Here is a 13,212-nt window from a genome sequence, read left to right on the forward strand (position 1 = left end):
ATAAAAAAAGGTGGATCAAGATCCACCTTTTTTCTCTGAGACTTAGCGCTTGTTACGGCTTGTACTTCTCAATGCGCATTGGGCGCGAACGCACATAGCTGCGGCGCAGGTGCTTGAATACACCTTCTGGCATGCCGGTAGGCAGCTCTACGGTTGAGTGCTCATCAAACAGCTGGATATGGCCGATGTACTCACTGCTGATATCCGCTTCGTTGGCGATGGCGCCCACAATATGTTTGATTTGAACACCGTGTGAACGACCTGCATCGATGCGGTAGGTTTCCATATCCATATCAGAGCGACGACGGCTGCGGCGTTCACCGCGTTCGCCACCGCGCTCGCCGCCGCGTTCATTCCGGTCACCGCGTTCGCTGCGCTCGCGGCGTGGTGCACGCTCGTCACGGCGGCCTCGACCTTCACGCGGCTCGCGCTTGTCGCGACGCTGTGGGTCTGGTGGCAGCTTAAACGGACGACCGCTTTGCGCCTTCATCAGTAGCAAGGTCGCCAGCTCAATCTCTGAGATGTTCAAGCTAGCTGCCAAGTTGGTAGCAATTTCTTGGTAGTCAGACAGATCTTGCTGTTGCTCAGCAATGCTAGCCAGTTTGGCTTCAAACGCCTTAATGCGGTGGGTTTCAATCTCTTCGCGTGAAGGCAACTGCATCTCTTCAATGCGGTGGCGAGTAGTACGCTCGATGTTACGCAGCAGGCGCTGTTCGCGGCCACCAACAAACAAAATCGCTTTGCCCGAGCGACCTGCACGGCCGGTACGGCCAATACGGTGTACATAAGCCTCGGCATCGAAGGGAATGTCGTAGTTCACCACCAAGGTAATGCGCTCTACGTCCAAACCACGGGCAGCTACATCGGTCGCTACCACCACATCGATCTGACCGCTTTTTAGGCGCTCTACGGTGCGCTCACGCAAATGCTGGTTCATATCACCATTTAGCGCTGCCGAACGGAATCCACGAGCCTCAAGCTTTTCAGCCAGCTCAGCGGTACCACTTTTGGTGCGAGAGAAGATGATGCTAGCGCCTTCGGTTTGTACTTCAAGGATGCGAGCCAGTGCTTCGAACTTGTTCAGGCCACCCACACGCCAGTAGCGCTGTTCAATATTGCTCACGGTTTGCGTCTTGGCAGCAATCTTAACTTCTACCGGATCGCTCATGTAGCTGCTGGTCAGCTTACGAATAGCTGGCGGCATGGTGGCAGAGAACAGTGCAGTCTGACGATCTTCAGGGGTATCGCGCATAATGCGCTCAACGTCGTCGATAAAGCCCATGCGTAGCATTTCATCGGCTTCATCAAGTACCAGCGCTTTCAAGTTGTTTAGCTTAAGCTTGCCGCGATCCAAGTGATCAATTAGACGACCCGGGGTACCCACGATAACCTGAGGGCCCTTACGCAAGGCGCGCAGCTGTGAACCATAGTCAGAGCCGCCGTATAGCGCTAGGACTTTCAGACCCTTTAAGTACTGGCTAAAGCTTTCGATGGCTTCACACACCTGATTAGCGAGTTCACGGGTAGGCGCTAATACAAGTAGTTGCACATCGTTGCTTTGACAGTCAATATTTGCCAGCAGCGGTAAGGCAAAGGCTGCGGTCTTACCGGTACCAGTCTGTGCCAATCCGAGTACGTCGTTGCCTTCCAACAATAAAGGGATGGTTTTTTCCTGAATGGGAGATGGCGTCTCAAATCCGATTTCAGATATCGCCTTTAGAATGGAGTGCGGCAAAGCAAATTGCTCAAACGTCACACGACTGGTTTCAGACATTTTTTACCCGTTTTTGAAAAAAAGAGGCGAACTATACGCGTTTGATCACAAAAAGTCTCTTACTATTTGTGATTTCTGTCTCAAAACACTTTCCTGTGAGAAAGCAGATACACAGCCACACTCCCCTTAATGAAGTGTGTTATGTTGCGTACTAATAACGCAGCTTAGTTTACAGGGAACAAACGTGCTAGATAGTTACGCCATCAAGGTTATTAAAACTCCACTCAATAACGCCGCAGCGCTTCTACAAAAATCATCGATTACTCCCAATCAATTAACCTTAAGTGGCTTTTTAATCGGACTGACGGTTGTCCCGTTGCTCGCCATGCAGCTATATATAGCTGCACTGTTTGTTATCCTTATTAACAGAATTGTAGATGGTTTAGATGGTGCGCTCGCACGGCGAATCGGCGTGACTGATTATGGTGGCTACCTGGACATTGTCTGTGACTTTATTTTTTACTCAGCGGTAGTAGTGGGATTTGCGTTAGCCGACCCTGAAGCCAACGCCCTTGCTGCTACGGTGCTTATCTGGAGCTTTATGGGAACTGGGTCTAGCTTTCTTGCTTTTGCCATCCTCGCTGCCAAAAAAGATATAAAGAGTGTACGTTATCCGCATAAGTCTCTTTACTACCTCGGAGGTCTAACTGAGGGCCTAGAAACCATCGCATTTTTTGTGCTTTGTTGCCTGTTGCCCGATAAATTCCCTGTTTTTGCATGGGTATTTTCAGCGATGTGTGCATTCACTACCCTGACACGAATATTGTCAGCGCATTCTACTTTTAAAGAATAACAATCTAAATTTATTTAAAATGAACTTCTCGTGTTGTTTGACATCTAGATATAGAGGTTTAGAATTAACTTTGTTTTAGAGATTAATGTTCTCATAACTATAAGGACAAAAAGGTAAATCATGAGTGACTTTTTAAAAGTTTTTACAAACGCACGTAGTTTAAAAGCCGCAACCAAAGATCTGAGCATTGAAGAGCTTGAAGCAAGCTTTGCCAAGCTAGAGGCTATCTTGGACGAGCGTCGCGCCGCTGAAGCTGAGAAAGAAGAAGCCGAGCGTGAGCACCGTGAGAAGCTTGAGAAGTACAAAGAGATGCTAGAGAGCGATGGCATTGACCCTAACGAGCTAATGGCAATGCTGGAAACCGCTAAAACCGGTACTCGCAAGAAACGCGAACCTCTGCCCGCTAAATATCGCTACACCGACAATGGTGTGGAAAAAACCTGGACCGGCCAAGGTCGTACTCCATCGGTGATTAAATCAGCCGTAGACGCTGGCGAGAAGAAACTAGAAGACTTCTTGATTTAAGCGCTTGCGAAAAAGCCCCTGCTTTTAAGGGGCTTTTTTATGCGCGTCACAAATTAGTGACATGAATCATAATATCTCGACTTCCCCGCTGAATAATTCCCTATTCCAGATGGGCATCCAGCCATATGTTTAGCCGCTATATCTATCTCCTCGCTATTATTTTTCTTACCTTGGCATTGCTGCCTTTTGCCCAAGAACTAAGCTGGGATCGCAATGCTATCCATGCAGGTGAGTATTGGCGTTTGTTTTCTGGTCATCTCGTGCATACCAATTTAAACCACTGGTTGATGAACATGATTACCTTCGTGCTGGTGTTTTCTGTGTTTTATATACGCAACCAGCATCCTTTGCATTGGCCGGGCGTAACGGCTGTACTGATCTTAATCGGTGGGATTGCACTATTATTTTCTAGCTATCGTAACTATGTGGGCTTTTCTGGCGTGATACACGGTTTAATCGCCTATTGGGGGCTAAACGATTTAAGGCTTAAGCGTTACCTGACTGGAAGCTTGATCGTAGTGGGGCTGTCGAGCAAATTAATCGCTGAGCAATTATTTGGTGGCTCAGAACAAATTACGCGTCTGATTGCCGCTCCTGTTGCAATCGACGCGCATCTTATATTCGCCATAACAGGCGCAGTGTTATTCTTGGTGCAATGGCTTAATCAAGCTAATGCTAACCAGCAAGACTTTGATTGATTTGCGCCAAAACCGCAGCCGGATCTTCCGCTTGAGTAATCGGACGACCAATAACCAGATAATCAGAGCCAGCTTCAACGGCGGTGACCGGCGTCATCACGCGGCGTTGATCGCCCTTTTCTGAGCCTTCTGGACGAATACCTGGCGTCACTAGCTTAAACTCTGCACCTAGCCCATTTTTGAGCATTGAGGCTTCCTGGGCGGAGCACACCACACCGTCCAAGCCACATTCAGCGGTTAGCGCAGCCAGTCGGCGAACTTGCTGCTCAGGCGTTACGTTCAAGCCAATGCCCTCAAGATCTTGTTGTTCCATGCTGGTAAGCACAGTAACCGCAATCAGCTTCGGCGCCTTCTCATAAGCCTTTAGAGCTTCAGCAGCAGCTTTCATCATCCGCTCGCCACCTGATGCGTGAACGTTGACCATCCATACGCCCAACTCAGCCGCAGCGGCCACAGCTTTTGCTACGGTGTTAGGGATATCGTGAAACTTAAGATCCAAGAATACGTCGAAGCCTTTGGCGTGTAGCTGTTTAACCAACTCTGGGCCGAATAAGGTGAACATCTCTTTGCCCACTTTTAGTCGACAAGAGCCGGGCTCTAGTTGATCGACAAAACTCAGGCAGGGCTCTATCGCAGCATAATCGAGTGCCACAATAACTTTTGGATCTTGCATGGTTATTCTCCGTCTAATCCGCGGATTGGTTTTACACTGCCCCAAGACTTACAGGAAGGACAGTGCCAATAAATAGCATGGCTTGAGAAGCCACAATGCTGACAACGAAATTGAGCGCGTTCTCGAAGTTGTTGGTTAACCAAGTCACTCAGGGCTTGCAAGCTCTGCTTAGCCTGGCGCGATTTAAGTAACTCGCTGTGATACTGCATCAGGCGATGGAAACCGCGCATGGTCGGATGGCGTTTGATCTGCTGATCAACGAACGCTAACGCGGCCTCGATACCGTCTTGCTGCTGTATCTCGCTGGCTAAGGCCAGCATAACGGTGGCGCCGGCATCCAGTGTGCCGCAGCAGTACTCCAAAAAATCCCGGTAGTGTGACTGCTGCCCTAGGCGCTCGCAAATCGCCTGGTAGAGCGGGACAACTTCAAGCAACATCTCAGGATCTTGTTCTGGGACGCGATTTAACACTTTTAGCGCTTGTTTGTCATCTTTTTCTTCGACTAATAGCTGCGCTAAATGCAAGCTGGCACGGGTACAGTCAATATCAACCGACAATGCTTTCTTTAGATGTTTCTTGGCCTGAGGCAAATCCCCTGCCCGCTCCGCCTCTAGCGCCAGCTCGCAGTAAAAGTGCGCAACATCGTTGGTAATCTCAGGCTTGTCTTTAGCACTGATCTTACGCGCTACATCAATGGCCATCCGCCAATCTCGCGTTTGCTGGTAGATGTTGAGCAGCTCAGATAACGCGGTGGCGCGCTGCTCGGGCTCTTCTAAGAGCATGCGGAAGATCTTCTCAGCGCGGTCAAACAAGCCGGCGGCTAGATAGTCTCGAGCAAGCTGGAGTTGAGCTAGGTTGCGCTGCTCAATGGAGATGTTTTGCCGGGAAATGAGATTTTGGTGGATGCGAATGGCTTTATCGACCTCGCCGCGTTGGCGAAAAAGATTGCCAAGTGCTAGATGGGTGTCGATGGCCTCGTCGTCAACTTGCAGCAACTCGATAAAACGATCGAGCGCCTCTTCAGATTGATTTGAGAGAAGGAGGTCGAGGCCTTCGACATATTGCTTGGAAACTTGGGTGGCTTGGTGCTGTTGTCCACGACGAACGCTGCGCTGCCCCATATACCAACCATAAGCCACCGCAACCGGTAAAAGCAGGAACAGCAGACCGAGCATTAGTGTCCCTTGGCTGCGCTACTTTCCAACTTAGCAATATGTTTTTGCTGCTTGGCAAGCTTACGCTTGAGGCCAAGCTGTTGAACTCGGAACTTGGTATAAAATGCGAACATAAAACCCATACACGCCAGAAAGCCGGCGATAAACAAGCCAGCCATCAGCCAAGAAAGGCGTAATTCTGATTCGGCGATTAGATAGTTTACTCGTACAACAGCATCATTTTGTGCGCCAATGGCCAGCGCTAATACAAACAATACAACGAGCAGAAAAAGTGAAACTATTGCTCTCACACTGACTCCGTCGCTAAAAATAAGCCATGGAAATTATGCAGCATGACGCTAAATTAAACCAGCATATCAACGCGAATAATACGCGCTAGAAGTTGTTTACCCTTTCGCGCAACTCTTTGCCGGGTTTGAAATGAGGTACATGTTTACCGTTGAGCTCTACCTTCTCACCGGTTTTAGGGTTGCGGCCAACACGTGGCGCACGATAGTGAAGAGAAAAACTGCCGAAACCGCGGATTTCGATACGGTCTCCAGACTGCAGGGAGGCAGTCATCTGCTCTAAAATTTCCTTTATCGCCAGTTCCACCTCTTTGCTGGTGAACTGGATGTGTTTACTGGCAAGCTTCTCGATCAGATCTGACTTGGTCATCAAAACGCTCCGGATGATTAAAGAAAACTATAATCAGTGTAGATAATGAACTAAGGGGGGACAAGTCCCCCCTATAATTCAATTGCTTAAATCAATTTAGAGAAATTGATTATTCGCCTTTCAAAGCAGATTTGAATGCGTCAGCCATAGCGTTACCCAACTGAGCGTCTTCTTGCTTGTTCAGGCTAGCCATTGCTTCTTTCTCGTCAGCTTCGTCTTTCGCACGGATAGACAGGCTGATTACGCGGTTCTTGCGGTCAACGCCAACGAATTTGGCTTCAACGCTTTCACCAGCAGAAAGAACTTGAGAAGCATCTTCAACGCGGTCACGGCTGATGTCGCCAGCGCGCAGGTAACCTTCAACGCCGTTAGCCAGCTCGATGGTTGCGCCTTTCGCGTCTACTTCAGCAACGGTACCGGTTACGATAGCGCCTTTCTTCAGGTCGTTCAGGAAGTTGTTGAACGGATCTTCAGCCAGTTGCTTAACGCCTAGAGAGATACGCTCACGCTCTGCGTCAACTTGCAGAACAACAGCTTCGATTTCGTCGCCTTTCTTAAAGTCGCGAACCGCTTCTTCACCTTGAACATCCCAAGAGATGTCAGACAGGTGAACCAGACCGTCGATGCCGCCGTCAAGACCGATGAAGATACCAAAGTCAGTGATAGACTTGATCTTACCAGCAACTTTATCGCCTTTCTCGTGGGTGCTAGCGAATAGCTCCCATGGGTTAGCTTTACACTGCTTAAGACCCAGAGAAATACGACGACGCTCTTCGTCGATGTCCAGAACCATAACTTCAACCAGGTCACCCACGTTAACAACTTTAGATGGGTGAATGTTCTTGTTGGTCCAGTCCATTTCAGAAACGTGTACCAGACCTTCAACGCCGTCTTCGATTTCAACGAAGCAGCCGTAGTCAGTCAGGTTAGTTACACGACCTTCCAGACGAGCACCTTCTGGGTAACGGTTAGCGATAGCTACCCATGGATCTTCACCCAGTTGTTTCAGGCCTAGAGATACGCGAGTACGCTCACGGTCGAACTTCAGAACTTTAACGTTGATTTCATCGCCAACATTTACGATTTCGCTTGGGTGCTTAACGCGCTTCCAAGCCATGTCGGTGATGTGCAGCAGGCCGTCTACGCCGCCCAGGTCAACGAACGCACCGTAGTCGGTAAGGTTCTTAACGATACCTTTAACTTCTTGACCTTCTTGCAGGTTCTCAAGAAGTTGATCACGCTCAACGCTGTTTTCGGTTTCGATAACGGCACGGCGAGAAACAACTACGTTGTTACGTTTTTGGTCTAGCTTGATTACTTTGAATTCAAGCTCTTTGCCTTCCAGGTGAGCAGTGTCACGAACTGGACGAACGTCAACCAAAGAACCAGGTAGGAAAGCACGGATGCTGTTAACTTCAACAGTGAAACCGCCTTTAACTTTACCGTTAATTACACCGGTAACAGTCGCTTGCTCTTCGTAAGCACTTTCAAGCTGGATCCAAGCTTCGTGACGCTTAGCTTTCTCACGAGAAAGCTGAGTTTCACCGAAACCATCTTCTACAGCGTCAAGGGCAACATCTACTTCAGCACCTACTTCAATTTCAAGTTCGCCAGCAGCGTTCTTGAATTGTTCTGCAGGGATAGCAGACTCAGACTTAAGGCCTGCGTCTACCAGTACCATGCCATTTTCAATACCTACAACGGTACCTTTAACGATAGAACCTGAACGGAATTCCAGATCCTGTAGTGACTCTTCAAAGAGTTGAGCAAAAGATTCAGTCATGTTTAATATACATAAATAAAAACGTCCACCTGGCTATCCGGCCAGTTGGGGTTATTAATATACACCCACTCATCCTTGTGCAGGTGCTCCAAATCCCGGAGATTACCGGGTTAGTTTGGCGTCGATATGTTCTATCGCCGCCTGCACCACTTCCTCAATAGAAAGCGATGTTGAATCAATAACTAATGCGTCTTCAGCGGGTACCAAAGGGGCAACACTACGGTTGCGATCGCGATGGTCGCGTTCTTTGATCTCGCTCAAAAGGCGCTCAATGCTAACGTCAAAACCCTTACTTTGCAACTGATTATAGCGACGCTGGGCACGCTCTTCGGCACTGGCGTCTAAAAAAATCTTGGCAGGAGCGTCAACAAATACCACCGTTCCCATATCACGGCCATCGGCAATCAGGCCTGGCGCTTCACGAAATGCGCGCTGACGGCGCAGTAAGGCTTCGCGAACGCGGGGGAAGGCAGCGACTTTGGATGCAGCGTTACCGGTGGTCTCGGTGCGTAGTTCCCGGCTGACGTCTTCGCCTTCGAGGAGTACCACGTTTTCATCGCCGTGGATCTCAAAGCGAACATCGAGGTGGGAAGCCAACAAGCTCAGCGCTTCTTCGTTGTCCAGCGCTACATTGTGATGCATCGCTGCGAGTGCCAGTACTCGGTAAATAGCACCGCTGTCTAACAGCGCCCATTGATAGTGTTGCGCCAACTTTTGACACAAGGTGCCCTTGCCTGAGCCACTTGGACCGTCGACGGTGACAACAGGAGCAGAATGGGGCATGGAACCTCCGTAGGAAAAATAAGCGAAATGCGCCCGATAAAATACGAGGCGCATTATACGCGAAACTATAGTTGAGGGATCTTTTTTTTACTAAACAGTAAGTAAGCCCTTATTGTAGACGCCCAGTTAGGCTGGAAGTTCGACGCCTGATTCGCGAATTCGGGCAAGCTTGTAGCGCAAGGTGCGCGGGCTGATGCCTAAACGCTCGGCCACATCCTTACGTTTGCCATTGCAGGCTTTCAAGGTTTGCAAAATGATCTGCTGCTCTTGGAACTTTAACTCGTTCCCTAGCACCTCAGCGCCAGCACTTTGCTCTGCAATAATATCTGCCGGCTCGATGCTCGCGGCTGTCGGAAACTCGTCATCCCCTAGCCCTTCGATAATCAAATCATCTGCCTCAATCAACTCGCCACAGGCCAAAATCAAAGCGCGCTGCATAACGTTATCGAGTTCGCGCACATTGCCCGGCCAGCTGTGGCTGAGTAGCTTCTGTACTGCATCGGGGCTGAAGCTATAGTGTTGCTCCGGTTGGTGGCGGACTAACAAGTGTTCTGCCAGCGGGATAATGTCACCGGGTCGCTGCTTAAGTGCGTTCCAGCGCAGTGGGAACACGTTCAAGCGGTAGTATAAATCTTCACGGAAGTTACCCTCGTCCACATAGCTACGCATATCGCGGTTACTGGTTGCCAGTACCCGAACATCGAGTGGGATTACTGTGCGGCCGCCTAAGCGCTCAACTTCTTTTTCCTGCAGCACCCGCAGCAGCTTGGCTTGCAGGTTAATGTCCATCTCGGTGATCTCATCGAGAAGGATAGTGCCGCCCTGGGCCAACTCAAACTTGCCCGGACAAGCTTTAACCGCGCCAGTGAAGGCGCCTTTCTCGTAACCAAATAAGGTGGCTTCGAGCATGTTATCGGGGATGGCGGCACAGTTAATCGCAATAAACGGGGCGTCTTTACGTGGCGAGTTGTTGTGAATGAAACGCGACAGCACTTCCTTGCCCGTTCCACTGGGGCCACTAATAAGTACCGACGCTTCCGAGCCGGCCACTTTTTCAGCCAACTTCAATAGCTTTTCGGTGCTCGGGTCACCGTAAACCGGCGAGTAGTTCTCAGGCTTGCTTGGCGAAGCGTAACGACTCACTTGGTTAAGCAGCACCTCGGGCGCAAACGGCTTAGCGATATAATCAACCGCGCCATCGCGCATGGCGTTTACCGCATCATCAATCTTGGCATAGGCTGTCATCAGGAGCACTGGTACAGTGGACCAGCGTTTCTTGATGTTCTTCAGTAGGTTTAACCCGTCCATACCCGGCATTTGAATATCACTGATCACCAGATCAACTTCACTTTCGTTAAGCCGGATCAGTGCTTGCTCGGCACAATCGGCTTCCACCACCGAATAACCGGACAACATAAGGGTATCAACGAGGGCTTCGCGCAAGCCCGCGTCATCTTCGACGATGAGAATAGTGGACGCTGTCATTATTGTTCTCCTACTGCAGTTAAACGGGGCGATACTTCTTTAAGAGGAAGTTGAACATCGAAACGCACTCCCTTCCCTGTGTTAGTTGCTGTAACACGCCCGTTATGGGCCTGGGTGACCGTCTTCACCACCGCGAGCCCTAAGCCTGTACCGTTTTGTTTTTTTGTATAGAAAGGTTCGAATATCCGAGGCAGATCGGCCTCGGCGATACCACCCGCCTGATCTTCGATACTCACATTCAGTTGTGAGTCGTTGCAGTGCGCGTGGATTAAAATCTGTTGTTGAGGCTGACTTGCTGCTATCGCGTTATCGACAATGTTGCAAAGTGCGGATACCAAGGAGTGCGGGTTCGCCAATATGGTAGCCTCTTCCTCCGGCATAATGACTTTGAGGTTAACGCGCCGGGTATTAGCCGCCGCTTCCATCGCTCGCTCCAGCCGGACCAGCAGGTCGTCTACCGAAAAATCGGTAAGCTGCAGCTCAGAACCACTACGTGCAAATAGCAGCATGTCGTTAACCTGAGCTTCCAAGTCATTAAGCCGATCCATCAGTTTGCCCTGAAAGCTGCTGCGTGCCGGTTCAGCCAAGGTGCGATTTGCCAAGTTGGAACCATATAAAATGGCAGCCGATAACGGCGTTCGAATCTGATGGGCTAAGGATGCCACCATCTTGCCCAGCGCTGACAAGCGTTGCAGCTTCGCCACATTGTTTTGCAGCGCGCGGGTTTCGGTTAGGTCGGTCAGCACAATAAGTTGGCCGCGGGAGTCTGCCAGTGGGGAGATCTCGAGTTTCACCTTACGCCCATTGGCCAAGCTTAACTCGTGGCCATCATCGGCTTGCGGCGAGAAACGACTGGGAATAAGGTCAATCCAGCGTTGCCCTTCAAGCGGCTCGCCCAATAGCGATTTTGCCACCTTGTTGGCTTTGGTCACGAACCCACGATAATCGAGCAAGATGAGTCCCGAGGGCATTACCTCAAAGATCTGGCTGAGATCGGTGTGTTGCAAATCTGCTGTACTACTATCCTGGCTGCACTGTGGCATCGATGACTCCGCGTCACTATTTTGTTACCAGCCTAATAATACAAATTATGTGCCAAATATATTTTTCTTTATATACAGCAACTTATAACGTCACATGATTGGCATCTGGATGTTTTATAAACACCAGAATTCATAATAACAGCGCGAAACTGAACAGCGAATCACACGATGTCACCTCTGAGCTACCCTCGCGCAGGCACAAAAAAACCAAGGCTTAACCTTGGCTTTTTAGGCGTAACGAAAAGCCGATTAGCCTTTCGACAAGCCGTATTTTTTCATCTTCTCAACCAGCGTGGTACGGCGCATGCCTAACTGCTCTGCTGCCCGCGCCACTACCCCATCCTGCTGGTCAAGCGCTTGGCGGATTAACTCCACTTCCAAGTCGGCCAGCATTTCTTTGAGGTTAACCCCCGACTCAGGCAACTGCTGAGGGAACGCCCCCCAGTCGGCATCTTCGTCTAATGGCAGCGGCTCCTCATCGGGCTCGGTAGGTTCAGGGCTATCATCGAAGATTGCCAACAGTGCTTCACGCTCCGCCAGCTCTTTACTGTAGCTTGGCTCGAAGGTGTCGGCGTCGATCAGCTGATATTTCATTGGCAGGTCTTGCACATCCACAATCTGATTGGGGTGCAAGATCATCAAGCGCTCGACAAGGTTAGAGAGCTCGCGCACATTACCCGGCCAGGTATGCTGCATAAGAGATTCAAGCGCGCGCTGAGTGAAGCGCACCACCGCGTTGTGCTCCTCTTCATGGCGATTTACCAGCTCTTGTAGCAACAGTGGGATATCATCTTGCCTCTCACGCAAAGCGGGCATTTCGATGGGGAACACATTCAGGCGGTAGTATAAGTCTTCGCGGAACTTCTCTTTTTCAATCATCCGCTCAAGACTACGGTGAGTCGCAGCAATAACCCGGACATTGGCCAAAATGGGCTTACTGCCCCCTACCCGTTCAAACTGACGCTCTTGTAGCACCCGAAGCAGCTTGACCTGCATCGGCATCGGCATATCGCCAATCTCATCGAGAAATAGCGTACCACCTTCAGCTAGCTCAAACCGGCCTTTACGGGCCGCAAACGCCCCGGTGAACGCGCCCTTTTCATGACCGAACAACTCGCTTTCCAGCAAGTCAGCCGGAATAGCGCCACAGTTGATCGGCACAAACGGCCCTTCACTGCGTTTGGAGTGGTCGTGGATTGCTTTGGCCACCACCTCTTTACCGGTGCCAGACTCACCCAATATGAGAACATTGGCATCTTTATCGGCGACCTGTTCAATCAGATGGCGGATCTCCTGCATCGCGATGCCTTTACCAATCAAGTTTTGGCGCAAGCGCTCGCTCTTAGGTTGGCTTTGCTTGCCGGGTAAGTGGCTAAGGTAGGTGTCGCAATGATGAAGTAGCTGAGTGAGTTGCTCATAACCGAAAGGTTCTGCCAGACAGCCGATCAAATTCTGCTTGGGTTCGAACTCGCCGTTAATAGCAACAAAGGCAACCTGCGGCAAGGCCTGCAGACTGCTGTCAAAGTTTGGATCACTGGCACACAAGATACAGCTATAGGTGTGCTCAGGTTCAGCGCTCACGATATCAGCCAGTTTGCCCGAGTCACATTCGCGTATGGTTTGGCCGATAAAGCCAAGGATAGTAGTTAGTTGTTTTGAACGTTCTGGGTTACCGTCACACACCAGAACCACATTGGATGCTCGCATCCGTTACCCCTGTTTTATTATTGTTCGCTTGCCTGCGATAGGTTTGGAGATGGGTCATTGTAAACAGGCGTCAATTTTTCGCAACAAAGATAGCGGAGAAACGACAAAAATATGAC

At 50.0% G+C, this 13,212-nt stretch carries 13 protein-coding genes; 3 read left to right on the forward strand and 10 right to left on the reverse strand.

Annotation, left to right across the window (positions count from 1 at the left end; genetic code table 11):
* Window positions 1-52: 52 nt before the first annotated feature.
* Window positions 53-1,774 (reverse strand): DEAD/DEAH box helicase, encoded by a 1,722-nt coding sequence (locus G462_RS0104880; RefSeq protein ID WP_026957995.1) that lies wholly within the window; start codon window positions 1,772-1,774, stop codon window positions 53-55.
* A gap of 184 nt (window positions 1,775-1,958) precedes the next feature.
* Here G462_RS0104880 and G462_RS0104885 point away from each other — a divergent pair, with 184 nt between their 5' ends.
* The 3 genes from G462_RS0104885 (at window position 1,959) to rrtA (ending at window position 3,790) form a co-directional block, all read left to right on the forward strand.
* A complete protein-coding gene (locus G462_RS0104885; protein ID WP_026957996.1) occupies window positions 1,959-2,567 on the forward strand; it encodes a CDP-alcohol phosphatidyltransferase family protein in 609 nt (202 codons plus the stop codon).
* Window positions 2,568-2,687: 120 nt separating this feature from the next.
* A complete protein-coding gene (locus G462_RS0104890; RefSeq protein WP_026957997.1) occupies window positions 2,688-3,092 on the forward strand; it encodes an H-NS family histone-like protein in 405 nt (134 codons plus the stop codon).
* Window positions 3,093-3,217: 125 nt separating this feature from the next.
* Window positions 3,218-3,790 carry a rhombosortase gene (rrtA, locus tag G462_RS0104895; protein WP_026957998.1) on the forward strand — a complete coding sequence of 191 codons (573 nt, stop codon included), beginning with the start codon at window positions 3,218-3,220 and terminating at the stop codon, window positions 3,788-3,790.
* On the opposite strand, the gene pyrF is transcribed toward rrtA, so the two are convergent.
* The 9 genes from pyrF to G462_RS0104940 all read right to left on the reverse strand — a co-directional run bounded on the left by pyrF (window position 3,768) and on the right by G462_RS0104940 (window position 13,096).
* A complete protein-coding gene (gene pyrF / locus G462_RS0104900) occupies window positions 3,768-4,463 on the reverse strand; it encodes an orotidine-5'-phosphate decarboxylase (protein ID WP_026957999.1) in 696 nt (231 codons plus the stop codon). The genes rrtA and pyrF overlap by 23 nt on opposite strands.
* Before the next feature lie 2 nt (window positions 4,464-4,465).
* The gene (gene lapB / locus G462_RS0104905; protein WP_026958000.1) at window positions 4,466-5,638 is read right to left on the reverse strand and encodes a lipopolysaccharide assembly protein LapB; all 1,173 of its coding nucleotides are present in this window, start codon (window positions 5,636-5,638) and stop codon (window positions 4,466-4,468) included.
* Entirely contained in the window at window positions 5,638-5,928 is a 291-nt protein-coding gene (locus tag G462_RS21770) for a LapA family protein (RefSeq protein ID WP_169720142.1), read from the reverse strand. Before G462_RS21770 ends, lapB begins: the two co-directional genes overlap by 1 nt.
* An 85-nt stretch (window positions 5,929-6,013) precedes the next feature.
* Window positions 6,014-6,295: an integration host factor subunit beta gene (locus tag G462_RS0104915; protein WP_026958001.1), complete on the reverse strand. Its 282-nt coding sequence runs from the start codon at window positions 6,293-6,295 to the stop codon at window positions 6,014-6,016.
* A gap of 109 nt (window positions 6,296-6,404) precedes the next feature.
* Entirely contained in the window at window positions 6,405-8,078 is a 1,674-nt protein-coding gene (gene rpsA / locus G462_RS0104920; protein ID WP_026958002.1) for a 30S ribosomal protein S1, read from the reverse strand.
* Between the two features lie 102 nt (window positions 8,079-8,180).
* Entirely contained in the window at window positions 8,181-8,861 is a 681-nt protein-coding gene (cmk, locus tag G462_RS0104925; RefSeq protein ID WP_026958003.1) for a (d)CMP kinase, read from the reverse strand.
* Between the two features lie 126 nt (window positions 8,862-8,987).
* Window positions 8,988-10,346: a sigma-54-dependent transcriptional regulator gene (locus tag G462_RS0104930; protein WP_026958004.1), complete on the reverse strand. Its 1,359-nt coding sequence runs from the start codon at window positions 10,344-10,346 to the stop codon at window positions 8,988-8,990.
* Window positions 10,346-11,389, reverse strand: a complete 1,044-nt coding sequence (locus tag G462_RS0104935; protein WP_026958005.1) for a sensor histidine kinase — start codon at window positions 11,387-11,389, stop codon at window positions 10,346-10,348. The genes G462_RS0104930 and G462_RS0104935 overlap by 1 nt, the downstream gene beginning before the upstream one ends.
* A gap of 249 nt (window positions 11,390-11,638) precedes the next feature.
* A complete protein-coding gene (locus G462_RS0104940; protein WP_026958006.1) occupies window positions 11,639-13,096 on the reverse strand; it encodes a sigma-54 dependent transcriptional regulator in 1,458 nt (485 codons plus the stop codon).
* Window positions 13,097-13,212: the final 116 nt, after the last annotated feature.

Source organism: Aliagarivorans taiwanensis DSM 22990 (assembly GCF_000429505.1).
GTDB classification, from domain to species: Bacteria; Pseudomonadota; Gammaproteobacteria; order Enterobacterales; family Celerinatantimonadaceae; genus Aliagarivorans; species Aliagarivorans taiwanensis.

Coding starts and splice junctions, on each gene's coding strand:
- G462_RS0104880 (WP_026957995.1), bottom strand. CDS start 1,774: ATGTCTGAAACCAGTCGTGTGACGTTTGAGCAATTTGCTTTGCCGCAC.
- G462_RS0104890 (WP_026957997.1), top strand. CDS start 2,688: ATGAGTGACTTTTTAAAAGTTTTTACAAACGCACGTAGTTTAAAAGCC.
- rrtA (WP_026957998.1), top strand. CDS start 3,218: ATGTTTAGCCGCTATATCTATCTCCTCGCTATTATTTTTCTTACCTTG.
- pyrF (WP_026957999.1), bottom strand. CDS start 4,463: ATGCAAGATCCAAAAGTTATTGTGGCACTCGATTATGCTGCGATAGAG.
- lapB (WP_026958000.1), bottom strand. CDS start 5,638: ATGCTCGGTCTGCTGTTCCTGCTTTTACCGGTTGCGGTGGCTTATGGT.
- G462_RS0104915 (WP_026958001.1), bottom strand. CDS start 6,295: ATGACCAAGTCAGATCTGATCGAGAAGCTTGCCAGTAAACACATCCAG.
- rpsA (WP_026958002.1), bottom strand. CDS start 8,078: ATGACTGAATCTTTTGCTCAACTCTTTGAAGAGTCACTACAGGATCTG.
- cmk (WP_026958003.1), bottom strand. CDS start 8,861: ATGCCCCATTCTGCTCCTGTTGTCACCGTCGACGGTCCAAGTGGCTCA.
- G462_RS0104930 (WP_026958004.1), bottom strand. CDS start 10,346: ATGACAGCGTCCACTATTCTCATCGTCGAAGATGACGCGGGCTTGCGC.
- G462_RS0104935 (WP_026958005.1), bottom strand. CDS start 11,389: ATGCCACAGTGCAGCCAGGATAGTAGTACAGCAGATTTGCAACACACC.
- G462_RS0104940 (WP_026958006.1), bottom strand. CDS start 13,096: ATGCGAGCATCCAATGTGGTTCTGGTGTGTGACGGTAACCCAGAACGT.